This is a genomic window from Helicobacter sp. 23-1044 (assembly GCF_053654695.1).
The window spans coordinates 72,734-97,175 of the sequence record NZ_JBSIUQ010000004.1 but is presented as its reverse complement, the minus strand read 5'-3'; the positions used below and the strand labels follow the sequence as shown (position 1 = coordinate 97,175).

Here is a 24,442-nt window from a genome sequence, read left to right as displayed (position 1 = left end):
AAGTAATTAAATTTGGCGTTTTTGTAAAAATATCTTAACGCAGATTCTGCGTTTTGCCATAAATCGCAGAATCTAGCGCATTTTCGCAGAATCTAATCGCTTATCGATAATCTCTTTTATGCTGTATCGTGGTCGTTTTTTGCTTTCGTTATAAATTTTTCCAATATATTCGCCAATAATTCCAAGTGACAGCATTTGAACTCCACCTAAAAAATAAATCGGCACCACAATTGACGCCCATCCCGGAAGCGCAGAATCTGTAAAAATCGCCACAAAAATTCCATAGATTCCAAGCATTGCGCTTAATAGCGATATGCCAATCCCGGCGATGAAAATCCCACGCAAAGGCACACTTGAAAAACTAGTAATGCCATCAAGTGCGAGTTTAAGCATCTTTGCTAAATTATATTTACTTTTCCCCGCCACTCGCTTTTTTGTGCTAAAATAAACAACTTCACTTTTCAATCCCAAATCCAAAACAATCCCACGCAAAAAGAGATTTACTTCCTTATATTGCGAGATTAACTGCAATGCCTTTTTGCTAAGAAGTCTATAATCTGCGTGATTTTTGATGATTTTCGCACCTAAAAATGCCATTAGTTTATAAAAGCAATTTGCGCTAAATTTCTTAAAAAATCCATCGCTTTTTCTATCCTCCCTTACGCCAAAAACGATGTCATTTCCGCGATTATACGCATCTAAAAAATGTTGAATTTTATCAATATCTTGCTCTAAATCGCAATCGATACTAATAGCGCAATCGCATTTATCACTAGCAAATTCATATCCGCAAAGCAAGGCATTTTGATGACCTTTATTTTTGGCAAGTGAAACTAAAACGATATTTTGCAAACAAGCAATTGCATTTTTTAGTAAAATCACTCCCCCATCGGTGCTTCCATCATCGACAAATACGATAAAACTCGCAGAATCTACGCTGTTTTGCAAAGATTGCAATTTTCCATAAAACTGCTCCAAACTTTTAAGAATTATTTCTTTTTCATTATAAAATGGCACAATAATCGCCAAAATGGGTTTTTTGCCTTTATAAATCGGGGGGGGGGGATTGCAGAATCTGGCGCAGAATCTCCAAAAATTGTGCGATTCGCAGAATCTGGCGTAGATTCTGCGATTTTATTGCAAAATATTAGATTTTTTCGCTTCATCATTTCACTCTATACACACTAAAATGTATCGGCAGTGCATAAACATTACTTGCTAAAATCACCTCGCTATTTTCGCCGACAAATTTTAGTGCGATGATTTTTAGCATTGATTTGATGTTTAGCAAGGGCAAGTTAAATCCTTGCGTGCTTGTGAAAAGCAACTCATAAGATTCTGCGCCCTTAAATTCACGCGTATTAAATGGCGTTAAAACCACCAAATCACCGCTTTTTTTCTCAACCATTGCATTGCTTTTAAACACGCTATACGCAGAATCTGCATCACTTTTCCCAAGCAAAATATTATCAACGCCAATATCGCTTAATAAATCAAATTCGCTGTGTCCCAAATGCACCAAATTTTTTGCAAAACTATGATAAACCTCAACGCCACTTGCGCGATTTACGCCCTCTAAATAAATGTTTGTAGTCGGATTTTGCGATAAATAATTGCCTAAAAAAGATATTGTGGTGGCGAAATTATTTGGCACTGCTTTGTAGTGATTTAGTTGATATAAAAACGAAGGGAGGGCATTTAGCACATATAAAATAATGCAAATATAAAAAATTATTTTTACAAACTTTGCCCTAAAATAGGCGTAAAAATAATATCCAAGTGGCAAAAGTGCGAAAATATACGCTGGAAGCGGATAATGAAATGAGTAGATTTTAAGCACTAAATACGCCAATAAATATAGCATCGCCCCAAGCAAAAGCGCGTCTAAAAGGGCATTTATTTGCTCTTTTTTATAAACTACAAGATAGATTCTATACGCAACAACTCCAAAAACGCCAATAAATAAAAATGGTTCGGTCAAAAGATAATTTAGCGAAATTTTTGCAAAGACAATAAGTTGATTATAGGGCGTATCGCCGTAATTTCCGCTTGTGCTTTTATTTGCGATGACAATAAAATAATACGCCACAATCCAAATAAATGCGCTAATGCAAAGCAAAATATCTAATATTTTTTGCCACAAAGTGCTTGTTTTGAAACTAAAAATAAAATGAAAAAATGCAAATCCGCCAAGCATAATGAATGCTGGTTCTTTATAATAAAGTGCGATGGTTGCGGAGATTATGGCAATTAGTGCGCTAAACTTGCTATTTTGCCTTAAAAAATAAATATAGCAAATAAGAAAAATGCCAAAAAATATGCTTTCAAATTTCTCAGGCACAAATAATCGCAAAAACGCCGTAATAAAGGCAGGTGTGCATAAAAATGCAGTTATTATTAGCATCGATAAAAGCGAGTTTAGATAATAATTCAAAGTGCGATAAAGGCAGATTATTAGCACAAGTGCTCCAAGTGCGCTAAATGCGTAAAATGCGCTTGCATTGATACCAAAAAACTTGCTTATGATATTTAAATCAAACGCATTTAGCGGGAAAAATCGCCCGATTTCTGGCATTATCGAAGGTGGAATATTTGCCCCAAGATGAAGCGTAGATAGCAAAGTGTGGTCATCAATAATGCCAAAATTTGCACGATAAATCATATTTGCCAAATATAGCGCGACAAAAATGCAAAATGCGATAAATGCTTTGTTTTGGGTAGATTCTGCGATTTTTGGGTTTTGATTCGCAGAATCTGGGGATTTTTGGGCAGATTCTGCGATTTTTACATTATGTTTCTGCCCCCCCCCTATTTACGATTTTTTCCATATAATTTCCTTTTATAAAAATTTTAAAAACGCGAATTGTAGTGAAATTTTCCTAAAAAAATATTGCAATTTTTGGTAATTTTTGTAAATATTGACAAATACAATATGATATTGTAAAATTCCGCATTTTTTCAAAATCAAATTTTAAGGATTCATCAATGAGCAAAATACCGCAAACAAACATTTTAGGATTCCCGCGAATTGGGCAAAATAGAGAATTAAAAAAGGCATTAGAATCATTTTGGAGTGGCAAAAGTAGCGAAGGCGACTTGCAAAATGTCGCAAAAGACTTGCGCAAAAAGCATTGGGCATTACAGGCAAATGCTAGTTTTGGCACAAATGGCGAATCAAACGCCCCAAAAGGACTAGATTTTGTCTGCGTCAATGATTTTAGCTTCTATGACAATGTGTTAGATTTAGCCTACGCGCTTGGCGCAAAGCCCGCAAGATTTGCGAATCTAAGCGGATTAGAGGGCTACTTCGCCCTAGCGAGGGGGCATAAAAGTGGCGTGGCGTGCGAGATGACAAAGTGGTTTAACACCAACTATCACTATGTCGTGCCAGAACTAAGCGAAAATGACAGCTACCACGCGGACGCACGGGGCATAATCGCGCAATATAAAGAGGCAAAATCGCTAGGGCACACGCCAAAAATCAACCTTATTGGGCTTTTTAGCTTTTTTGCATTAAGCAAAATCCAAAGTGGCGACTCTCACGCGATTTTCAAAAAGCTAAAAGGCGCGTATTTGGATTTAATCGATGAGATTGTGGCGGGGCTAAAAGCTCTAGATTCTGAAATTATCATCGAATTTAGCGAGCCGATTTTTGTGCGCGGGTTTGATGAGCAAATCTTTGGGCTAGAATGTGGCAAAGGTGGCAGTGCGATAAAGTGCATTTATGATTCTATCAGCGAAAAGGGCGTAAAAGCAATCGTAAGCACATTTTTTGAGCATAGCAAGGAACTCACCGAAATCTTGCTTGACACTAAAATCTATGGCATAGGATTAGATTTTTTAACAGGCGCAAAAAATTTTGATATGCTAGATAAAATCGCGCAAAGCGATAAAGTGCTTTTTGCAGGGATAATCGATGGGCGCAATATTTGGGTGGCAAATTTAGAATCTAAACTTGCTTTACTCGAACAAATCGCGTTAAAATTGCCAAAAGAGCGTATCGTGGTATCGTCCTCTTGCTCATTGCTTCACACGCCTTTTAGCAAGGTTGGCGAAGAGAGTGGCAAAATCTCCGCTGAAATCCTCTCTTGGCTAAGTTTTGCGGAGGAAAAACTAAGCGAAATCGTGCTGTTAAATGCTGTGTTTAGAAATGGCATTACAGACGAAACAAAATCCGCGTGGGAGCAAAATAAGCAGGCAAACCTATCCCGCGCAAAATCCACCCTCACAAATAACCCAAAAATCCGCGAACGCGTGGCGGGGATAAGCAAAAAAGAGCGTGATTTAAAATTTAAAGAGCGCATTAAGATTCAACGCGAAATTTTAGGCTATCCAAACCTTGCCACCACCACCATCGGGAGCTTCCCGCAAACGCCTGAACTCCGCGCATTGCGACTAGGGTATAAAAAAGGCGAGATAAGCCAAAGCGACTATGAAAAGGGCATAAAAGAATATATCATTGATTGCGTGCGATTCCAAGAAGAAGTGGGGTTAGATGTGCTTGTGCACGGAGAGCCAGAGCGCAACGATATGGTGGAGTATTTTGGTGAGCAAATGGAGGGCTTTGTGTTTAGCAAAAATGCGTGGGTGCAAAGCTATGGCTCACGCTGTGTGAAGCCCCCTATCATCTATGGCGATGTGGCGCGCCCAAAGGCTATGACGGTGGAGTGGATAACCTACGCTCAAAGCCTCACAAGCAAGATAATGAAAGGTATGCTGACAGGTCCTGTAACGATTCTAAATTGGAGCTTTGTGCGCGATGACTTGGCGCGTGAAGCGGTGTGTAAGCAAATCGCACTAGGCATCGCTGATGAAATCAACGACTTGCAAAATGCGGGGGTGAAAATCATTCAAGTCGATGAAGCCGCGTTTAAAGAGGGCTATCCATTGCGCGCGGAAAATATCAAAGAATATGAGCGGTGGGCGTTAGAATCCTTTAAAATCTCCACCGCAGTGGCAAAAAACGAAACGCAGATTCACACGCATATGTGTTATAGCGAGTTTAACGACATTATTAAGACAATCGAGGCGTTGGACGCTGATGTGATAAGCATTGAAACGGCGCGAAGTGGCAATGAGCTACTCAAAGTCTTTAAAAGCGTGGGCTATGCAAACGAAGTGGGACCGGGCGTGTATGACATTCATAGCCCTAGAATCCCTAGTGTAGAGGAAATCGTAGCACAGATTAAGGCATTGCTCGAAGTCCTACCACAAAGCCAACTATGGATAAACCCAGACTGCGGACTAAAGACGCGCAAATGGGAGGAAGTGCGTCCGAGCTTAAAAAATATGGTAGAAGCGGTGAAAGTGGTGCGTAAATCGTAGATTTGCGTGGTGGCACAATTTGTTCTTGGGTAATCATTTGCGTTGTTTGTGCATAAAACTGCGCTCGATAGACGCTTTAGTCTTATCTCGCTTGTTTCACACACAAACAACGCAAAGCACCACCGCAACTACTTCGATTGTTTTTTGCGCGATTGAGCGAATCGCGTGTGAATCTAAAATATTGCGTCATTGCGAGATTTTGTGAAGCAAAATCGTGGCAATCCAAGATTCTGCGATTCGCAGAATCTAGCGCAGATTCTGCGATTTTCGTGCGAGATTCTGTGATTCAAGCACAATTCGCAGAATCTTAAAACAAAAAAGGTAAAAAATGTTTGAATATTTCATTAGAAAATTTATTATGAAAATCTTATGCGCCCTTATACCAAGCAAAAAAGGGCGTTTGGCGTTGAGGGAAAAATTTGGCTTTGGAGAGATTTTTATCCCATTAAGCAAAAGCGATTCTTTTGTGCCAAGCGAAGTTTTGGCGCAAATTTCTAAAAAATCACCGCTAGATTTTTACGCATTGCATTGCAAAATCTATAAATCCCCCCCCCCAAGTCACATCTATAAAAACCCATCGCTAAAAGATTTGCAAATCTTAGCGTTGCAAGCCCACACAAAACGCACTCACAGCGGATATTTTGATTTTGATGATGACGCACAAAATCCATATTCGCCCCGCAATCCGTGGGCGTATATCCGCGTGAAAAACGAAGCCCACACGCTAGAATCTAGCCTTTATAGCATTCTCCCAGCCTTTCAGCGTGGCGTGATAGGCTACAATGACTGCGATGATGGGAGCGAAGAGATTATCCTAAATTTTTGCGCGAAATTCCCTAGCTTTATCCCCGCGAAATATCCGCACAGCGTGGATATTTACACGCCAAAACGCAAAGAAAACAAGCTCTATGCGTATTATAATTATGTTTTGAGCGTGATTCCAAAGGGGCAGTGGCTAATCAAAATCGACTGCGACCATATTTATCTGCCTGATAAAGTTTATAAGAGCTTTTATCTGCCCCAAAATGCGTGGGATATGCTGATTTTGAACCTGCTAAATGTGTATTATGATGGCAAAGAGATTTTGATTGACAAAAGGACGCAAAAATCTCGCGCACAAGGCGATTTCATAATGCTAAAAAATATCAATTTAACATTTAAGCAAACAATGCAACGCTGGGGCGTAGAAAATAAAATCGGCTATTTTGAGACGCCAAAACCGCACACCAATCGCAAAATCACCCACGAGCTAACGCAACTGCATTTCCCGTATCAAAAAGATGTCCGTAAATTTGTGGCACAAAATATCGAGTGGATTGCGCTAAAAGAGTGGCAGAGCGAGGATATCGGCGTGGTAATCGATAGGGCGATTTTAGATTCTGCGTATATTAAGACAATGTGTAAAAATTTTAGATAGATTTTTGGATTTGCAAGTGCGGTGCTTCGCACGAATCTAAAATTTAAAAATCCGTCATTGCGAGATTTTGTGAAGCAAAAGTGGCAATCTAAGATTCTGCGAATCGCAGAATCTAGCGCAGATTCTGCGATTTAAAAAATACGCATTTGGCAAATACATGCCTTATGCGCTTATTTAATATAATTTATTTTTCTTTACACGCTCCGCTATATCCTAAATCACAAGCTTTTTTGTAAAAATACTTTGATTTAATTTTGGCTGCTTTTTTCTCGGCACCCTTTTTGTTATGGCTTGTCCGCTATATATAATGCCTAATAGACGGCAAGAATGACTATGTTTGTAGTCGCAAGCTTTTATAAGGTATTCTTCTCTTTTGGTTTCATCTGCTTGAACAAGTCTTGGAAAAAAATTTGTATCGGTGTATTGATTTGATACCTGAAAGCAAGATTCGCCATCTCTTAATTCGCAACCCTTAATTGCATATTCCGCCCAAAGTTTTGCATCTTTTTCATCGCGGGTTCTCCCCTCTATTTTGCGATAAATTTCAGAGGCTTCACCACAGGCAACCCCATTGTTTGCATTACATTTCTTAATAGCATCATCTAAATTTGCCTCATTTACCTCGCCAAATAACGCACTTATTGCGACAAAAAGCAAAAATACAAGTTTTTTCATAAAGCAATCCTTAAAGTTAAAATTTTCTTTGCTTTTAAAAACCAAAGATTCTGCGATTATAACGCAATAAAATATCAATCCATCATCGCAAGGAATTTTTAAAAAAACGCCAAGTTACGATTTTACGCATTTATGCAAAAATGCGAAGTAGATTGCGTAGATTCTGCGATTTTCGTGCGAGATTCTGCGATTCAAGCATAATTCGCAGAATCTATACCAAAATATACCAAAAATTAAATCTTTATTGCCTATAATTTCATAATTTTTTTAGCAAAAAGGGGCGAAAATGGTTGAGCGATATGCGCGAAAAGAAATGAAAAAAAAGTGGAACAAAAAGGCGAAGTTTAACGCGTGGTTGGAAGTCGAAAAGGCTGTCGTGCGCGGGTGGAATGAGCTAGGATTCATCGATGATGATACGGCGGAGAAAATCTGCAAGGACGCGAAATTTGACATTGATGAGATTGAGGAAATCGAAAAAATCACAAAGCACGATTTAATCGCATTTACGACTTCGGTGGCGCATTCGTTAGGGGAAGAATCGCGCTTTTTTCACTATGGAATCACAAGTAGCGATACGATTGATACGGCGGTGGCGTTGCAGATTCGCGATAGTCTTTTTCTAATCATCGATGATTTGGACGCGTTGCTTACGACTTTGGAGCAAAAGGCGATGACTTACAAAGATACGCTTATGGTGGGGCGAAGCCACGGGATTCACGGTGAACCAATCACTTTTGGGCTTGTGGTGGCGATTTGGTTTGATGAGATTAGACGGCATTTGGACGCATTAAAGCGCACTTTGCAAGTCGTCTCTGTGGGAAAAATCAGCGGTGCGATGGGCAATATGGCGCATTCGCCCATCGAGCTTGAAGAAATCGTATGCAAAAATTTGGGGCTAGATTGCGCCAAAGTTAGCAATCAAGTGGTGCAACGCGACAGATACGCAAGGCTAATGTGCGACATCGCGCTACTTGCAAGTAGTTGCGAAAAAATCGCCGTCTCTATTCGCCACTTTCAGCGCACGGAGGTTTATGAATGCGAGGAATACTTCGCGCAGGGGCAAAAGGGCAGTAGCGCAATGCCACACAAGCGAAATCCCGTGCTTAGCGAAAATATCACGGGACTTTGCCGAATCCTGCGCTCTTATGCTATCCCTGCGATGGAAAATGTCGCATTGTGGCACGAGCGCGACATAAGCCATTCAAGTGTGGAGCGATTTATCCTGCCTGACGCGTTTATCACGCTTGACTTTATGCTAAATCGCCTAAATGATTTGCTAAAAAATTTGGTAGTTTATCCCAAAAATATGATGAAAAATTTGGAGCTGACAGGCGGACTAGTCTTTTCACAACGAATCCTATTAGAACTCCCCAAAAAAGGCTTATCACGCGAGGAATCTTATGCTATCGTGCAACGAAATGCGATGAAAGTTTGGGAAGCATTACAAAATGGCGAAGTATCTAAAAATGCAAATGGCGAATATCTATTTTTGCAATATTTGCTAAATGACAGCGAATTGAGTGCCAAAATGTCGCCCGAATCAATCCGCGAATGCTTTGATTATGGCTACTATTTAAAAAATGTCGATAAGATTTTTAGGCGCGTGTTTGGGAGTAGAGTGTAGATTCTGCCAGAATCTAAAAATATTTGTCATTTTGAGCGTAGCGAAAAATCTCAAAAAAACAAAAGAGATTCTTCGGTCGCTTTGCTCCCTCAGAATGACAAAGTGGATGGTTGTTTTGCTTTGTTCGTAGATTCTGCGAATCGCAGAATCTAAATAAAAAAATCGCAGAATCTAATAAAAATCACGCCAAGATTCTGCGAATTTTACACATTTTCGCAGAATCTACTTTAAAATTATCCGCAGATTCTGCGAAAAATCGCTAAAATTACGGCATTTAATTTTAAGGGGGCAAAATGGAAAATTTGAAAGTTTATGAAATCGACAATGATTTTTTGGCGAAAAATGATGGCGCGATTATTCGCACAAGCAAGGGCGATATAAAACTTACGCTCTTTTATAAAGACGCGCCACAGGCGGTTAGCAACTTTATCGCACTAGCAAATAGCGGATTTTACGATGGATTAAAATTTCATCGAGTGATTGATAAATTTATGGCGCAGGGTGGATGTCCGCACAGCAAGGATAATCCGCGCCTTGCAGGGACGGGCGGTCCGGGCTATCGCATAAAATGCGAAGTGGAAAATAATCCAAACAAGCACAAGCGAGGGACGATAAGTATGGCGCACGCGGGGCGCGATACGGGCGGAAGTCAGTTTTTTATCTGTTTTGTGGATTGTCCGCATTTGGATGGCGAACACACGACATTTGGGGCGATTAGCGATGAGGAAAGTTTTGCGGTGCTTGATTTAATAAAGCAAAATGACGAGATTAGGGAAGTTGCGATTTTGCGTAAAAATTAAGGCATTTTGATATAATTTTAGACTTTAAAAAGGGGGAGAGAAAATGAAAAAGGTTTATTTTTTTGCCACTTGTTTAGGCGGGGTGGCGTATTCTGGCACTTGCGTAAATGCGATAAAGTTACTTCAAAAAGCGGGGGTTGAGGTAGTTTTCAAAAAAGACCAAACTTGCTGCGGACAGCCCACGCTAAATTCTGGATTTTATGATGAGAGCAAAAAAATCGCATTGCATAACATAAATTTATTCAGTGAGCCATATCCCATAATCGTCCCATCTGGCTCGTGCGCTGGGGCGATGAAGGTGGATTATTTGGAGTTGTTTGCCGATAGTGGCGATTATGAAAAAGTCAAAGAGTTTTCAAATCGCGTGTTTGAATTAAGCGAGTTTTTATACAAAGAGCTAAAAGTGCAATACGAGGATAAAAAGCCAAAGACGCGCGTTTCGTGGCACTCAAACTGCCACGCATTGCGTGTGGCAAATAGTATCCCATCAAATAAAGCATTGCTTCATCAGCTAAAAAATGTCGAGCTAGTTGAGTTAGAGCGAGAGGAAGAATGCTGTGGATTTGGCGGGACATTTTCGGTAAAAGAGCCCGAGATTTCAAAAGCGATGGTGATGGAGAAAATCGCAGATATAAAAGCGCGAAATGTCGAGTATCTCATCTCTGCGGACGCGGGGTGCTTGCTAAATATCAGCGGTGCGATGGCAAAAAATGGCGTTAGCGTGAAAGCAGTGCATTTATATGACTTTATCGCTGAACGAATCGAATTGTAGATAAGGGGGAGATTATGAGTAGTTTTCATTCAAAAGAGCAATATCACAAAATCATAAATGAGAAGCTAAATGACAAGCAAATGCGAGAAAATCTCAAATCAAGTATGCACACACTAAAAACAAATCGCAAAAATACCATCGCAAATCGCTACAATAATTGGGAGAGTTTGCGCGAGATGGGGCGCAAAGTAAAGCAAAACGCGCTTTCAAAACTGCCTGAACTTTTGGAGCGATTTGAAGTAAATGCGATAAAAAATGGCTTTAAGGTGCATTGGGCGAGTGACTCAAATGAAGCAAATGCGGTGATTTTAGACTTGATGAAAAAAAATAATGCAAATATGATTTTAAAAGGCAAATCGATGGCGAGTGAAGAGATTCACCTAAATCAATATCTAAAAGAGCACGGCATTGACGCAAAAGAGACGGATTTAGGCGAGTTAATCATTCAGCTAATCGATGAGCCGCCCGTGCATATCGTAGTCCCTGCGATTCACAAAAATCGCTTTGAGGTGTTAGATATTTTTAATAATAAATTAAATGCGAATTTGCAAAAAGAGGACGCAGACTCTATTGAAACGCTAAATGGCGTGGCAAGGACGCACCTGCGACAGAAATTTAAGGATTTTAAGATTGGGTTATCTGGCGTGAATTTTGCGATTGCAAATGAAGGGGCGATTTGGCTAATTGAAAATGAAGGCAATGGGCGGATGAGCACCACTGCGTGTGATATTCACATCGCCATTTGCGGTATTGAAAAGATTGTAGAATCTTTTGAAGATGCGAGTATTTTAGATATGCTATTAGTCCCAAGTGCCACAGGGGCGAATATCACTTGCTATAATAATATCATCTCCCACCCGCGCCAAAATGGCGAGTTAGATGGACCAAAAGAAGTGCATATCATTTTGCTAGATAATAATCGCTCTAAAATGTTGGCAGATTCGCATTATTATCGTGCGCTAAGTTGCATTCGCTGTGGGACTTGCCTAAATCACTGCCCGGTGTATGATAAAATCGGCGGACACGCCTATCTTACGACTTATCCCGGTCCTATTGGCGAAGTGGTAAGTCCGCAGATTTTTGGCATTGATAATTGTGCGCCGATGCTAAATTTATGCTCTTTGTGTGGGCGATGTAGCGAAGTATGCCCTGTGAAAATCCCACTAGCGGAGCTAATAAGAGATTTACGAAGCGAAAAGGCGGGGCAGGGGCGCAAAGGCGTGGTAGGATATGCGAATGTAAAACGAAATGAAAGGGATAAGCGAAACTTTGCGATTTTCGCAAATGTCGCTACGAGCGGATTTAAGTGGCGTGTGGCAAACTCGCTAGTGGGGATTTTAGGTAAGTTTGGAGCGATTTTTGGCAGGATAAATCCCGAATTAAGCGCGTGGATGCAAAATCACACATTTCCGCAGTTAGATGGGAACTTACACTCAAAAGTCAAAAAAATGCAGGGGGTGATTTATGAGTAAAGAGGCGATTTTAAATAGCGCAAAGAGCGCGTTGCAAAGCAATAAATTAAAGGACGCAGTCCGCGAATACGGCGGAGAGATTAAGCACGGCAAAGACACTCTAATCGATGAATATATCGCAATGCAGAGCGCAAATAAGGGCATTATCGTAGAATCTAGCGATTTGACAGCGGATTTGGCGCAGATTCTGCGTGATTTGGGTTCAAAAAGCAATATTTACGCCAAAAACGCAGAATCTTTCATCGCCCCGCTAAAAGATGAGTTTAATCTCACCGCTTATGATAAAAGCGTGGATGAGATTCGCGATACGCTTTTTAGCACGGATACGGCGATTATTAAGGCGGAGTGCGGGATTGCGGATATTGGCGTATTTGGCGTGGCAAGTAGCGCGGATAATCCGCGATTGGCGAGTTTGATTACCAAAAATTGCATTGTGATTTTGGAGAAAAAAAATATTGTGAAAAGCATAAAGGACGGCATCGCAAAACTGCGTGGCGAAAATCTGCCTAGCAATATGATTTTAATCGCCGGTCCTTCGCGCACAGCGGATATTGAGCTAAAAACGGTGTTTGGTGTGCACGGACCGCAGGTTGTGTATATTATTTTGGTGTAGAAAATGCGCGTAATTTTGCTTTGTGGTTTTATAATTTTTAACGCACTTTTGGCGCAGAATCTCGCATTAAATCCGCAGAATCTCGCATTAAATTCGCAGAATCTCGCGCCAAAATCGCAGAATCTAAATGCACCAAATCCGCAAAATCCCAAAAAACCACATTACATCCTCCCGCAAAAACCGCTCATCGTGGAATATGATGCCTTTAAACAAGCAGAGAAGTTCTGCGCTACTCAAAAGGGCGATAATCTATCGTGCTTGATTGGCAATCTGCGCCCTTTTAACGGGCATATTTGGACGAAAATAAGCGGTGGCGTGGGGCATTTTGCCATTATTTTTTACGCACTTGATAGCAAGGCAAATATCACCCACGCACGAGGGATAAAGGGGCGATTTTGCGAGTTTTACGATACGCTTGGAGGGCGGCATTTTAGCGAGCTGCGGGGCGATGGGATTAGCTATGTGGTGAGTTATCCATTTAATGCGAGTTCATCGCGCAATCCCGCCTTTATCTCTTGCGGATTTACGCAGGGCAAGGCAAAAGTGGCGCAAACTTCACAGGCAATTAGCGTCATTCCGCATAGCATACATTTAAATGTCGCATTTATGGACGCAAAAAATAATCTAATGGATTTCAGCGTGGCGCAAAATCTCACGCTAAAAGCGCAAAATAATCCGCTCTTAATCACTCCAAACGCGACTGCGCGAACGGCAAATGGGGCGATTGATAGAGGATTTAGCGAGAAGCTAGTCCCGCTGTATGTGAGATTTCGCGCCGATAGCGGACTTTGCGCTAGTGTGGGGGAGCAAATCACAGGCAGTGCGACATTTAAAAACGGGCGATTGGCGGGGAATAATTTAAGCGTGAATTTTAGCGATGTGGCAAATGGCGAGTTAGAAATCGCGTTTGTAAATAAACTTGATTGGCGCGATAGGATGGAGGGGAAATGCGTGGATTCTGCGAATTTTAGCGCAGAATCTAATTTTGCAGAATCTCCCGCAAACTTCGCACAAAACGCAGAATCTAATGTAAATTTCACGCAAAACGCAGAATCTGCGCTAGATTCTGCGAATTTTAGCGCAGAATCTCATAAAAACGCAGAATCTAATTTTATCGCAGAATCCACCACAAAATCTAGCGGGAAAATCCCCTGTCAGCGTCCCATCGTCCTTAAAAAGCGCGTGTCGATTATCCCGCATTCTTTTAGCGCGATTTTGGAAAATAATGGGCGGATGCTTTATTACAATCAGCATTCCTTTATCCCCGCAATTCCGTATCTCCCCTTTGCTAAACTCACGCTAAATGCGCTAAACTCGCAGAATCTGCCTTTGAAAAACTTCACAAGCACCTGCTACGCGCGAGATTTAAGCATAAAGTTTGATGACAAAATAAACAATTTTATTTTTATAAACGAAAATATGCCCGATTCAATCATCCCTAAAAATACATTTTTGGATGCTTCGATTTCTCGTGTGGTGCGGAAAATCTCGGTGAGCGGAATAAAAGATAGGGATTTAACCCCGCTTGATTTGTTTAACTCTCGCGTGGTGAATTTAAATGATGGCGTGTTGCAAGTGGAGTTTTTGGGCGATTTGGGGGTGAAGTATGCTATCAAACCGCTCATTAAAAAAGATTGGCGAATCGCCCTAATGCGCGGGAAAATCGCACTTTTGCCAAATGCAAATGCAAATGAAAGTTTGGTAGCAAATCCAAAGATTGCCTATCAGTTTTTCTGCAAATCGCCTGCGTGCAAAATCGTGGATATTGAGAGCGTGATTTCCCCGCGCACGCGCCTGCCAAAGGCAAATGCGGGTAATTGGTATGTGAATACGGCGCATTGGCGCGACTTTAAGGTGGTGGCGCAGAATCTCGCACTTGGCGAAAATATAAGCGTATTTTCGCTTGGAAGCGTGGTAAATGGCGTCCAAACCCTCGCCCTAAAAAGCACGCAAAAAGGCAAGTTTGACATAAAAATAATGCAAGGCAGTGGCGAAAATGACTTCGCGCAGTTTTTATACTTTTCGCCCGCGTTTGAAAATATCCGCGAGGATTTGGGCGAGAGCGTTGAAATTGAATTTAGATAGAGTTTAGAAAGGTGTAAGGTTATGAAAATATTAAATATCGCCTGTGGGAGCAGAATCTCGCTAGATAAAAATCACATTTGGGAAAATATCGACTTTTCTCCGCTTGATAAGCGCGTGAAAAAGGTGAATTTGCTGAAAAAACTGCCCTATCCAAATGAGACTTTTGATGTGGCGTATAGCAGTCATTTTTTGGAGCATTTGACAAAGGAAAATGCACTGCTATTTTTGCGCGAAGTGCGGAGAGTGATGAAAAAAGGCGGAATTTTACGCATTGTGGTGCCTGATTTGGAAAATGCGGTGAATGAATATTTGAATATCCTTAAAAAATTGCGCAATAGGGGGGGGGCAAAATCAATTAAAAGAAATTTGGGAGCGGTATGATTGGATTTTAGTGGAGTTATTTGACCAAATGATACGCGTAAAATCAGGCGGTGAGATGGGAAAATATCTGCAAAATCTGCAAATTGACTCGCAAAATTTGCACAAATCGCAGAATCTGCAAAGCGACTTGCAAAATCCGCATAAATCGCAGAATCTGCAAAGCGACTTGCAAAATCCGTATAAATCGCAGAATCTCCCCAAATTTAGCGATGATTTTAGAAAATACATTATTTCTCGCACGCAAGATTCTGCGCCAAATGCGCTAAATGCGCCAAAAACGCGCTTTATTGACAAACTCACAAAAGACAAAATTGCAAATAAATTCCTAAATCTATATTTGCGTTTTGTGCGATTTCTAATCCCGCCGTCCTTGCGCGATGAGATTTTCATCCAAACGAGTATTGGCGAGCGGCACAAATGGGCGTATGACGAACTTTCCTTAACGCGAATGCTGCAAAATGCGGGGTTTGGCGAGTGCAAAAGATTTGAGTTTAATACCTCGCAGATTCTGCATTTTAATGAGTTTTTGCTAGATTGTAATGAAGGTGGAGGGGCGTATAAAGGGGCGAGTTTGTATGTAGAAACGCGCAAATAGGGGCAATTTGTCTTTGGGTATTCAATTCACACGAAGTTTGCCCCATTGCGTCGTCAATGAACCACTAGTTCTATTTCCTAGCAACGGGGCAAACTTCGTGCAAAGCAACACCGCAATTACTTCGGTTGTTGCTTCGCTACGCTCGCAAAACAAGGCAAAGCCGAAGTTTATTTATCCAATCCTGCGGATTGAGATTCTGCGAATCGCAGAATCTAGTGCTATTTTTCGTCATTGCGAACGAGCGAAGCGAGTGTGGCAATCCAAAAAAAATGTCATATTTAGCGAAGTGAAATATTTCAAAAATTTTAAACAAAAGAGATTCTTCGCCTACGGCTCAGAATGACAATATGGAGGGCGATTTGCAGAATCTAAAATTCTCCCCATTTCCAAGCGCGTGAGGATTTACACAAAACTCTCTCCCTCACTTGCGGAGGGGATTAAGTGGGTGGGTAGATTCTGCGAAAAACGCAGAATCTAGCGCAAAAAATCCAAAAATCGCAGAATCTGCCCCCACTTCGTCATTGCGAGGCAGTTTGAGCGAAGCGAAAACAACGAAGCAATCCAAAAAAAAAAAAAAAAAAAAATAAAATAAAATGGATTGCCACGATTTGCCAAAGGCAAATCTCGCAATGACGAAAATAAACACAAAATCTCGCAATGACGAGATTTAGTTGAGACTCTTTGCTTCACACTTTGTGCTTCGCGCGAGAATGACAATTTAAGATAAATTCTGCGAATTTCGCAGAATCTAATAGATTGCTTCGGCACTTTGTGTCTCGCAATGACAAAGTGGAGGCAGATTCTGCAATTTGCATTTGATTTGCAGAATCTTTTGCTTTATTTGAGATTTTCGCCTATGGCTTAGAATGACAAAAAATCGCAGAATCTAAATTATAGATTGCCACGATTCTGCTTCGCAGAATCTCGCAATGACGAAGTGGAGGCAGATTCTGCGTTTTTAGTTTCAATTGCAGAATCTTACGCGCCGTTACAAACAAAGCAAATGATTACCAAAAAAACAAATTGCGCCACCCAAACGCCACTAAAAAAACAAATCACAAAACACCAAATCGCCACCCAAAAACAAATCACAACAAAGCAAATCGCCTCAAATCACATTTCCATCCCATACAAATGATTTATCGCCTCCACGAGCGAGAGCGCAATCGTCCGCATAAAACTCAAATCATTTAGCATCGAAGTGCCCTCCGCGAAACTTATGCTTTTCCCCGCCACAAGCGCATCGATTTTGTTTATAATATCCAAATCATCATATTTGAAAAACGCCTTGTATTTTATGATTTTTTTCACGATGGGGGCGTTTTCCTCGCTGTCAGTTATTCGCAACTCTTCGATTGCACGAAGCAACTTTGCCAAAGTCCCGCGCATTTTGCCATACTCATCGGCAAGGACGGCATTTTGCGAGAGAGAGTATTTTTGCAAATTCTTTTGCACCAATCGCATTTGCTTTGTGGCATCGACAATGCTTTTCCCCGCCATTTGCAGGGCAAAGACCTCTTTCATCTGCGCTTCCTGCCCCATTTTTGTTTTGGCACTCGCGGTAAATTCCATAATGGCGTTTGAGAGCGACTTGATTTTACTCTCATACAGCGCGTCAATATCGATTTCATCTTTTAGTATTTTCTTATTTTTTAGCAAATTGTCAATCGGCTCAAATGAGCGAATCTGCGTCCTATCAAACCCAATGCTCTTTGCGATAATCCCTAGCGCGTTGTCATAAAGGTGCTTTGTCTCATTTTTAATCGCCTCCAATGACGCGTTTGCAAAGTCGATTTTTGATTCGTCCAAATAAATGGGACTATCCAAATCCCCGCTTTTGCGCTCTCTCACAAATCGCATTAAATAATACACGAATCGTTTAAGTAGCGGGATTATAAGTGCGATTCGCAACACATTAAAAATTGTGAGAAATATTGCAACTTTGAGATTTATATCCGCAATGTGAAGCGCATTTGAAGCAATCTCCGTAATCCACAAAAACGGCTCATACAAAATCACCGCAATTAGCGCGGTGATGAGATTAAATGAAATATGCGCCACAGCCAAGCGTTTGCCATCGATACTCGCATTTAGCGCGCCAAGTCCCGTTGTGATAGAGCTACCAAACTGCGCTCCGATTGATAGCACCATTCCAGATTCAAGCGACATTTGCCCTGTGCTTAAAGTCGCCATAATTAGCACCAGCGTGGCGTGGGTGGATTGCATAATGAGCGTTGCCATCGTGCCAACAAGGAAAAAGATTAGCATTCCGCCAAATCCACTCATATTATAGCGCGTGAAATCAAGCACTTCTTTGTAGGAATCAAAGCCGATTTTTATATACGCAATGCCTAAAAACACAAAGCCAATCCCAGCCAACACATAGCCAAAGCCTTTGACTGCCTTTAATTTATGAAATAAAAACACCACGCCAAAGGCAATGATAGGCAGTGCGAATGATGAAATATTTGCTTTATTGCCAATTAGTGCGATAATCCAAGCACCCGTGCTATTGCCTAAATTTGAGCCTAAAATAATGCCTACGCCTTGAATTAGCGAGATGATACCAGCTGAAACAAATGAAATCGCAAAGAGCGATACAAGCGTAGAACTTTGCATAAAAGTCGTGGCAACCGCGCCAAAGAGAATGCTTTTTAGGGTGCTATTTGTGGCAGTTTTCATCGCACCCTCCAAAAATCCGCCGCTTAACATTTTGAATCCATCTTGCATTACAAGCATACCAAATAAGAAAACCGCCGCGCCAGAGATGATTTCGATAGTCGCGCTGTATTTGTAAAATATGTAGCATAGCGCAAGCATCGCTATTGGGATAAATATCTTTTGCATTTCCGCCCTTTGTGTAAGTGATAAAAGCGGAGATTATATCATAATTTGAATTGATTTGGAGAATCTAATGGGTAGATTTTGGGATTTTTGGCGTGAATCGCAGAATCTGTGATTGAAATATTTATAGATTCTGCGAATTTCTTGGGGATTTATAGATTCTGCGAATTTATAATTTTTGCACCAAATAAGTGCAAAATTTATTTACAAAATCTATAAATCATCATCTATAAATCATTATCTTGCCACGCTTTTAGTTTTTTATACAACTGCGCTTTTATGCGACTTATCGCACCGCTGTAATTACTCGCTTTGCCGATGATTAAAGTATTGAAAATCGCATTACCCACGCAGTCTTTGATATTTACTTCAAGTGTGATTTTCACCTCATCGCCTTTTTGAATGCTGTATCGATTTTCAATCATAAATGTCTTATCGCCTTTTTGCTCTAATGTGAAAAATTTCTTATATTCCGCATTCAGCCCGCTATCCACGCGACTAAAAGTCTCACTGCTACCACTTGCAAACGCCACATAATACCCGCGCGAATTATTTGAAAGCAGATTCTGCAAATCATCGATTAGCTTTTGCGCGATTACCTTGCCATCTAATGCGCGGATTTGCATTGCCTTATTTGCGAGGATATCGTAATGCTTTGCTAAACTCACCTTGTGCTTTGGCGAGATTGTGGCGCATTTCATCGCGTTTGCGTCATCTAAAAGCGTGTTTATGGCAATTTTGGCAGTTTCGATGTCTGTGTTTAGTTGCTTTATGATTTTGTGCTTTGCTATGCGAGATTTCACATAAAAGACGCCATCAACTTCCTCTTGCTTAATATATTCCACGCTATTTAGCTCAATGCCAAGCACGCTTACATCGATTTTTGAATCCGCCTTATTGCTTTGCAAATCATTGATTTGTGATTGCTCGATGCTTGTGGCAGACTCGATTTTTAGCGAGATTTGCGAACTTAAATCATTTAGCGCGACACTTTTCGCAGAATCTAGCGTATCTCCGCTCCCCACGCCATATAAATACGCAGAATCTTCGTCATTTTCCAAATACCACGCAGGATATTTCACATCCCCACAAGAGCTGATTATAAAACTAACAAAAAAAATACATAAGATTCTGCGATAGAATCTAGTCATTCTTAAATCCATCAATTAGCTCATCGACAGATTTTGCTAACGCTTTTGCCGCTTCTTTATCCACGCCATCGGCTTTCATAAGATTTTTTTTGAGTAAATCCGTATCTAATTGCTTAACTTCCACCAAAACCCACATATCATTTGTTTTGCTAATCCATTTTTTAGTAGCTTTTGAACCTGCTAAAACCTTGCTTACACTTATGCGAATCGCCTGAACTGCCTCTTGATTTACACTTTCGCTATCGCTAGTATTTAGCTCTCTATATTTGCTTTCAACATTTGCTGAAATCTGTCCTGCTAGTTTGTTTCTAGCGTCTGCTTCTGCTTGGGTTACCGCAAAGCTAATGTTGCCATTTTTGATTTTCGCGCTACCACTTGCGCTTAAACCGCTTGATTCGCCCAAAACCCATTCAGGTGCGCCATCTAATGCCGCATTGATTTCTGCATTATCCGTTGCAATATTGCTAGTGCCACATCCGCTAAATACAAATAATCCAAACACCACCGCTACTAATAAACTTCTCATCTTTACCTTCCTTTTTTTAAAATAAAATTTCGCATTGTAACTTAAAATTATTGAATTTTTATAAAAATCATAAAAATTAGCAGTTATTCTTTTAAAAAGTGCTACAATCACATTTCATTTTAAATCAAAGGGAGGTAGTATGGAGGATAATAAAATTATCGAGAGTTACACGGGCGTAGCCAAAGGCAATAAGGCAAGTAGAATGCCTGCCACGCTAGATTGGCTACAAAGCGCGAGTGGGCTATTTTTGGCGTTGTTTATGATAGCGCATATGTTTTTTGTATCTAGTATTCTTATCAGTGAAAAGGCGATGTATAAAGTTACGAAATTTTTCGAATTAAGCTTTATATTTGAAGGCGGATGTCCGCTTGTGGTGTCAATCGTGGGGATTGTGGTGTTTTCGGTGTTTGTTTTACACGCGCTTTTGGCGATGAGGAAGTTTCCTATCAATTATCGTCAGTTTTTGCGATTCAAAACGCATAAAAATATGCTCCACCACAAAGACACTTCAAATTGGGGGATTCAGGCTTGCACGGGATTTGCGCTATTTTTCTTGGGGAGCATTCATTTATACATTATGATTACTCAGCCTCAAACAATCGGTCCTGTGGGCTCATCATATCGATTTGTCCATCAGCATTTTTGGGCGTTGTATATTGTGCTTTTGTTTGCAGTGGAGTTGCACGGCTCAATCGGGCTTTATCGTTTGGCTGTGAAATGGGGCTGGTTTGAAGCAAAAACGCCTGAGGCGACTTTGAAGCGACTACGCACTGCAAAAATCTGTATGAGCGTGTTTTTCATCGTGCTAGGACTTGCCACTTACGCAGCTTATGTGAAAAAAGGCATTAGTTTGGATAGAAAGACGGATTATATGCACTACGAATACACTGAATTTCAAAAATAAAGGGGAGATATATGAATATACAATACTGCGATAGTTTAATCATAGGTGGCGGTTTGGCTGGGCTTCGCGCAGCGATTGAGTGCAAAAAAATGGGATTAAGCACCATTGTTTTAAGCCTAATCCCTGTAAAGCGAAGCCACTCAGCAGCCGCACAGGGCGGAATGCAAGCAAGTCTTGGCAACTCAAAAATGAGCGATGGCGACAATGAGGACTTGCACTTTATGGATACTGTAAAAGGGAGCGATTGGGGTTGCGACCAGCAAGTGGCTAGAATGTTTGTAACCACTGCGCCAAAAGCGATTAGAGAACTTGCACAATGGGGCGTAGCGTGGAGTCGAATCAAAAAAGGCAAAAGAGATGCGATTATCAACGCACAAAAAACCACAATCGAAGAAGAGGATTTTAGGCACGGCTATATCCACTCACGCGATTTTGGTGGGACAAAAAAATGGCGCACTTGCTACACTTCGGACGCTACGGGACATTCGATGCTTTATGCAGTGGCAAATGAATCTATAAAGTTAGGCGTGGATATTCAAGATAGAAAAGAAGCAATCGCGCTAATCCACGAAGATGGCGTGTGCTATGGCGCAGTTGTGAGAGATTTGGTTACAGGCGAACTCATCGCATATATTGCCAAAGGGACACTAATTGCCACAGGTGGCTATGGGCGAATCTACAAAAACACTACAAACGCCGTTATTTGCAATGGCGTGGGCGCAGGAATCGCATTAGAGACAGGAATCGCAAAGTTAGGCAATATGGAGGCAGTGCAATTTCACCCCACGCCAATCGTGCCTAGCGGGATTCTTTTGACGGAAGGTTGCAGGGGCGATGGCGGAATCTTGCGTGATGTCGATGGCTATCGCTTTATGCCAGATTATGAGCCTGAGAAAAAAGAACTTGCAAGCCGAGATGTGGTTTCACGCCGAATGATGGAGCATATCCGCAAAGGCAAGGGCGCAAAATCCCCTTATGGCGACCATATTTGGCTTGATATTTCGATTTTGGGAGCGGAGCATATTCACAAAAATTTGCGTGATGTTTATGACATTTGCAAGATTTTTAATGGCATTGATGTAACCAAACAATGGGCACCTGTGCGCCCAATGCAGCATTATTCAATGGGCGGGATTCGCACAAATTATAAGGGCGAGTCGCATTTAAAAGGACTCTTTGCCGCAGGTGAAGTTGCGTGCTGGGATTTGCACGGATTTAACCGATTAGGCGGAAACTCTGTAAGCGAAGCGGTGGTAGCTGGAATGATTGTGGGCGATTATTTCCGCGAATATTGCGAAAAGAAAAAGATAACGCTAAAAACAAGCACCATCGAAAAGGCACTAAAAGCGCAACAAGATTATATCGAAAGCCTAATAAACGCCAATGGCAAGGAAAATATCTTTGAGATTAAAAAGCAAATGACAGAGATTATGGATAATAATGTAGGCATTTTTAGAGATGGAGAGCATTTGCAAAGCGCACTCAAAGGACTTGCCGAGCTTTATAAGAAAAGCAAAAATATCCGCATAAGCAACAAAAATCTGCATAATAATCCCGAGTTAGAGGAAGCATATCGCACGCAAAAAATGCTAAAAATCGCCCTTTGTGTGGCGCAAGGCGCATTTAATCGCACCGAATCACGCGGGGCGCACACACGCGAGGACTATCCAAAACGCGATGACAAAGATTGGCTAAAACGCACCCTTGCTTCGTGGGAGAAGCCCGAAGATGATATGCCGACAATAAGCTATGAGGATTTGGATGTCAAAACTATGGAGATTCCCCCTGCTTATCGTGGATATGGCGCCAAGGGCAATATTATCGAGCACCCTGACACCGCAGCGCGTCAAGCACAAGTCGATAATATCACCGCCACTATGCAAAAAGAGGGCAAGGATAGATATGCGATTCAAGAGGCTTTGATGAAATTTGACTTGCAACCGCAATATAAAGCGAGAAATCAACGATTAGGAGATGCAAAATGAGTGAGAGAATTATAACAATTAGGGCATTGAAATACGACCCATTAAGCGCGATAAGCAAACCGCATTTTAAAGAATACAAGCTAAAAGAGCTTGATTCGATGACTATTTTCATCGCGCTAAATGCGATTAGAGAGACACAAGATGCAGATTTAAGCTTTGATTTTGTGTGCCGTGCAGGGATTTGCGGAAGCTGTGCGATGATGATAAATGGAGTGCCAAAATTAGCGTGTAGGACGCTAACAAAGGACTATCCAAGTGGCGTAATCACACTAGCACCGCTACCTGCATTTAAGCTAATCAAAGATTTGTCCGTAAATACGGGCGTTTGGTTTGAGGGAATGACAAAGCGCGTGGAGGGCTGGATTCACGCAAAGAGCGAAAAAAGTATCGCAGAATTAGAAGAGCCAATCGAACCCGAAGTGGCTGACGCGGTATTTGAGCTAGATAGGTGCATTGAGTGCGGTTGTTGCGTGGCTGGGTGCGCTACAAAAGTAATGCGTGATGATTTTATCGCACCTGCTGGGCTAAATCGCGTGGCTAGATTTATGATAGACCCGCACGATAAGCGCACAGAGGCTGATTACTACGAATTAGTCGGCAACGATAACGGCGTATTTGGCTGTATGTCGCTAATGGCGTGCCAAGACTACTGCCCAAAAGAACTGCCTTTGCAAAGCAAAATCGCATATTTGCGCAGAAAAATGGTAGCACAGGCGTTTAAGTAAGCGCAGAATCTCGCGCCAAAATCTTAAATAGATTCTGCGAATTATAAGAAAAACGCAGAATCTCGCAATGACAAAAATTCGCAGAATCTTGCAAAAAACGCATTAGATTCTGCGAAATATAATTTTAAGGACTAATAATGGCGATGGTGTTAAATAAAAGCACACAAATTTTGATTGATAATTTTATCGATAAGCATTTTCAAGGAAAAGACAAAGCAAAAATAAAGAAAGATGCGCTAGAAATCGCAGATTCTATATTGGAGCAAAGCAATAAGGATGTGGATAAATTAGCTACAAAAAATGATATTTTAGAGATTAAATATGAATTGCTAAAATGGCTCGTTATGACGCAGATTGCGATTGCTGGACTATTAGTCGCTACAAAACTTATGTAAAAGATTCTGCGAAATCGCAGAATCTAATTTAAATTGTCATTTTGAGTGTAGCGAAAAATCTCAAAAAAAAGAGATTCTTCGCTCACTTAGAATGACAAAAAAATTTGGATTGCCGCGTTCGCTACGCTCACTCGCAATGACGAAAAATCGCAG

At 41.1% G+C, this 24,442-nt stretch carries 29 protein-coding genes; 20 read left to right on the top strand and 9 right to left on the bottom strand.

What is annotated here, in order from left to right:
• Positions 1-72 precede the first annotated feature (72 nt).
• The 3 genes from ACWIUD_RS05225 to ACWIUD_RS05215 are packed head-to-tail and all read right to left on the bottom strand — an operon-like array spanning position 73 to position 2,671.
• Entirely contained in the window at positions 73-1,017 is a 945-nt protein-coding gene (locus ACWIUD_RS05225) for a glycosyltransferase family 2 protein (RefSeq protein ID WP_454147382.1), read from the bottom strand.
• Entirely contained in the window at positions 990-1,169 is a 180-nt protein-coding gene (locus ACWIUD_RS05220; RefSeq protein WP_454147380.1) for a hypothetical protein, read from the bottom strand. Before ACWIUD_RS05220 ends, ACWIUD_RS05225 begins: the two co-directional genes overlap by 28 nt.
• Complete coding sequence (locus tag ACWIUD_RS05215; RefSeq protein ID WP_454147378.1) at positions 1,166-2,671, bottom strand: hypothetical protein; 1,506 nt, start codon at positions 2,669-2,671, stop codon at positions 1,166-1,168. Before ACWIUD_RS05215 ends, ACWIUD_RS05220 begins: the two co-directional genes overlap by 4 nt.
• A gap of 314 nt (positions 2,672-2,985) precedes the next feature.
• On the opposite strand from ACWIUD_RS05215, the gene metE reads away from it, so the two are divergent.
• From metE to ACWIUD_RS05195, 4 genes are read left to right on the top strand one after another with little or no spacing between them, the layout of a single operon-like run.
• Positions 2,986-5,325: a 5-methyltetrahydropteroyltriglutamate--homocysteine S-methyltransferase gene (gene metE, locus ACWIUD_RS05210; protein ID WP_454147376.1), complete on the top strand. Its 2,340-nt coding sequence runs from the start codon at positions 2,986-2,988 to the stop codon at positions 5,323-5,325.
• A gap of 37 nt (positions 5,326-5,362) precedes the next feature.
• On the top strand, positions 5,363-5,530 hold the full coding sequence (locus tag ACWIUD_RS05205) for a hypothetical protein (RefSeq protein WP_454147374.1): 168 nt from the start codon (positions 5,363-5,365) through the stop codon (positions 5,528-5,530).
• A complete protein-coding gene (locus tag ACWIUD_RS05200; RefSeq protein WP_454147372.1) occupies positions 5,493-5,636 on the top strand; it encodes a hypothetical protein in 144 nt (47 codons plus the stop codon). Before ACWIUD_RS05205 ends, ACWIUD_RS05200 begins: the two co-directional genes overlap by 38 nt.
• Positions 5,637-5,683: 47 nt before the next feature.
• A complete protein-coding gene (locus ACWIUD_RS05195) occupies positions 5,684-6,742 on the top strand; it encodes a beta-1,4-N-acetylgalactosaminyltransferase (RefSeq protein WP_454147370.1) in 1,059 nt (352 codons plus the stop codon).
• A 213-nt stretch (positions 6,743-6,955) separates the two neighbouring features.
• On the opposite strand, the gene ACWIUD_RS05190 is transcribed toward ACWIUD_RS05195, so the two are convergent.
• Positions 6,956-7,417 carry a hypothetical protein gene (locus ACWIUD_RS05190; protein ID WP_454147368.1) on the bottom strand — a complete coding sequence of 154 codons (462 nt, stop codon included), beginning with the start codon at positions 7,415-7,417 and terminating at the stop codon, positions 6,956-6,958.
• Between the two features lie 286 nt (positions 7,418-7,703).
• Between ACWIUD_RS05190 and purB the strand changes: the two genes are divergently transcribed.
• From purB to ACWIUD_RS05135, 11 genes are read left to right on the top strand one after another with little or no spacing between them, the layout of a single operon-like run.
• The gene (gene purB, locus ACWIUD_RS05185) at positions 7,704-9,041 is read left to right on the top strand and encodes an adenylosuccinate lyase (protein ID WP_454147366.1); all 1,338 of its coding nucleotides are present in this window, start codon (positions 7,704-7,706) and stop codon (positions 9,039-9,041) included.
• A complete protein-coding gene (locus ACWIUD_RS05180) occupies positions 9,025-9,171 on the top strand; it encodes a hypothetical protein (RefSeq protein WP_454147364.1) in 147 nt (48 codons plus the stop codon). Before purB ends, ACWIUD_RS05180 begins: the two co-directional genes overlap by 17 nt.
• Positions 9,152-9,304 carry a hypothetical protein gene (locus ACWIUD_RS05175; protein WP_454147362.1) on the top strand — a complete coding sequence of 51 codons (153 nt, stop codon included), beginning with the start codon at positions 9,152-9,154 and terminating at the stop codon, positions 9,302-9,304. The genes ACWIUD_RS05180 and ACWIUD_RS05175 overlap by 20 nt, the downstream gene beginning before the upstream one ends.
• A 30-nt stretch (positions 9,305-9,334) precedes the next feature.
• A complete protein-coding gene (locus ACWIUD_RS05170) occupies positions 9,335-9,841 on the top strand; it encodes a peptidylprolyl isomerase (RefSeq protein ID WP_454147360.1) in 507 nt (168 codons plus the stop codon).
• A 43-nt stretch (positions 9,842-9,884) separates the two neighbouring features.
• On the top strand, positions 9,885-10,613 hold the full coding sequence (locus ACWIUD_RS05165; RefSeq protein WP_454147358.1) for a (Fe-S)-binding protein: 729 nt from the start codon (positions 9,885-9,887) through the stop codon (positions 10,611-10,613).
• Between the two features lie 14 nt (positions 10,614-10,627).
• Complete coding sequence (locus ACWIUD_RS05160; RefSeq protein WP_454147356.1) at positions 10,628-12,085, top strand: LutB/LldF family L-lactate oxidation iron-sulfur protein; 1,458 nt, start codon at positions 10,628-10,630, stop codon at positions 12,083-12,085.
• Positions 12,078-12,698: a LutC/YkgG family protein gene (locus tag ACWIUD_RS05155; RefSeq protein WP_454147354.1), complete on the top strand. Its 621-nt coding sequence runs from the start codon at positions 12,078-12,080 to the stop codon at positions 12,696-12,698. Before ACWIUD_RS05160 ends, ACWIUD_RS05155 begins: the two co-directional genes overlap by 8 nt.
• A gap of 3 nt (positions 12,699-12,701) precedes the next feature.
• The gene (locus ACWIUD_RS05150) at positions 12,702-14,783 is read left to right on the top strand and encodes a hypothetical protein (RefSeq protein ID WP_454147352.1); all 2,082 of its coding nucleotides are present in this window, start codon (positions 12,702-12,704) and stop codon (positions 14,781-14,783) included.
• A 21-nt stretch (positions 14,784-14,804) separates the two neighbouring features.
• The gene (locus ACWIUD_RS05145; protein WP_454147350.1) at positions 14,805-15,164 is read left to right on the top strand and encodes a class I SAM-dependent methyltransferase; all 360 of its coding nucleotides are present in this window, start codon (positions 14,805-14,807) and stop codon (positions 15,162-15,164) included.
• Positions 15,165-15,219: 55 nt separating this feature from the next.
• Complete coding sequence (locus ACWIUD_RS05140; RefSeq protein WP_454147348.1) at positions 15,220-15,759, top strand: hypothetical protein; 540 nt, start codon at positions 15,220-15,222, stop codon at positions 15,757-15,759.
• A gap of 7 nt (positions 15,760-15,766) precedes the next feature.
• A complete protein-coding gene (locus tag ACWIUD_RS05135) occupies positions 15,767-16,102 on the top strand; it encodes a hypothetical protein (protein ID WP_454147346.1) in 336 nt (111 codons plus the stop codon).
• A 78-nt stretch (positions 16,103-16,180) separates the two neighbouring features.
• Here ACWIUD_RS05135 and ACWIUD_RS05130 read toward each other — a convergent pair whose 3' ends face one another.
• Complete coding sequence (locus ACWIUD_RS05130; RefSeq protein ID WP_454147344.1) at positions 16,181-16,405, bottom strand: hypothetical protein; 225 nt, start codon at positions 16,403-16,405, stop codon at positions 16,181-16,183.
• Positions 16,406-16,445: 40 nt separating this feature from the next.
• Positions 16,446-16,574 carry a hypothetical protein gene (locus tag ACWIUD_RS05125; protein ID WP_454147342.1) on the bottom strand — a complete coding sequence of 43 codons (129 nt, stop codon included), beginning with the start codon at positions 16,572-16,574 and terminating at the stop codon, positions 16,446-16,448.
• Positions 16,575-16,657: 83 nt separating this feature from the next.
• Between ACWIUD_RS05125 and ACWIUD_RS05120 the strand changes: the two genes are divergently transcribed.
• The gene (locus ACWIUD_RS05120) at positions 16,658-16,897 is read left to right on the top strand and encodes a hypothetical protein (protein ID WP_454147340.1); all 240 of its coding nucleotides are present in this window, start codon (positions 16,658-16,660) and stop codon (positions 16,895-16,897) included.
• Here the strand turns inward: ACWIUD_RS05120 and ACWIUD_RS05115 are convergent.
• The 3 genes from ACWIUD_RS05115 to ACWIUD_RS05105 form a co-directional block, all read right to left on the bottom strand.
• On the bottom strand, positions 16,873-18,606 hold the full coding sequence (locus ACWIUD_RS05115; RefSeq protein ID WP_454147338.1) for a Na/Pi cotransporter family protein: 1,734 nt from the start codon (positions 18,604-18,606) through the stop codon (positions 16,873-16,875). The two genes, ACWIUD_RS05120 and ACWIUD_RS05115, sit on opposite strands and share 25 nt — an antisense overlap.
• Positions 18,607-18,830: 224 nt before the next feature.
• The gene (locus ACWIUD_RS05110; protein ID WP_454147336.1) at positions 18,831-19,754 is read right to left on the bottom strand and encodes an LPP20 family lipoprotein; all 924 of its coding nucleotides are present in this window, start codon (positions 19,752-19,754) and stop codon (positions 18,831-18,833) included.
• Positions 19,747-20,280 (bottom strand): LPP20 family lipoprotein, encoded by a 534-nt coding sequence (locus tag ACWIUD_RS05105; protein WP_454147334.1) that lies wholly within the window; start codon positions 20,278-20,280, stop codon positions 19,747-19,749. The genes ACWIUD_RS05110 and ACWIUD_RS05105 overlap by 8 nt, the downstream gene beginning before the upstream one ends.
• A 139-nt stretch (positions 20,281-20,419) precedes the next feature.
• On the opposite strand from ACWIUD_RS05105, the gene ACWIUD_RS05100 reads away from it, so the two are divergent.
• The 4 genes from ACWIUD_RS05100 to ACWIUD_RS05085 all read left to right on the top strand — a co-directional run bounded on the left by ACWIUD_RS05100 (position 20,420) and on the right by ACWIUD_RS05085 (position 24,289).
• Positions 20,420-21,184: a fumarate reductase cytochrome b subunit gene (locus tag ACWIUD_RS05100; RefSeq protein WP_454147332.1), complete on the top strand. Its 765-nt coding sequence runs from the start codon at positions 20,420-20,422 to the stop codon at positions 21,182-21,184.
• Positions 21,185-21,195: 11 nt separating this feature from the next.
• Positions 21,196-23,169 (top strand): fumarate reductase flavoprotein subunit, encoded by a 1,974-nt coding sequence (locus ACWIUD_RS05095; protein ID WP_454147330.1) that lies wholly within the window; start codon positions 21,196-21,198, stop codon positions 23,167-23,169.
• The gene (locus ACWIUD_RS05090; RefSeq protein ID WP_454147328.1) at positions 23,166-23,894 is read left to right on the top strand and encodes a fumarate reductase iron-sulfur subunit; all 729 of its coding nucleotides are present in this window, start codon (positions 23,166-23,168) and stop codon (positions 23,892-23,894) included. Before ACWIUD_RS05095 ends, ACWIUD_RS05090 begins: the two co-directional genes overlap by 4 nt.
• Before the next feature lie 137 nt (positions 23,895-24,031).
• Positions 24,032-24,289 carry a hypothetical protein gene (locus ACWIUD_RS05085; protein WP_454133832.1) on the top strand — a complete coding sequence of 86 codons (258 nt, stop codon included), beginning with the start codon at positions 24,032-24,034 and terminating at the stop codon, positions 24,287-24,289.
• Positions 24,290-24,442: the final 153 nt, after the last annotated feature.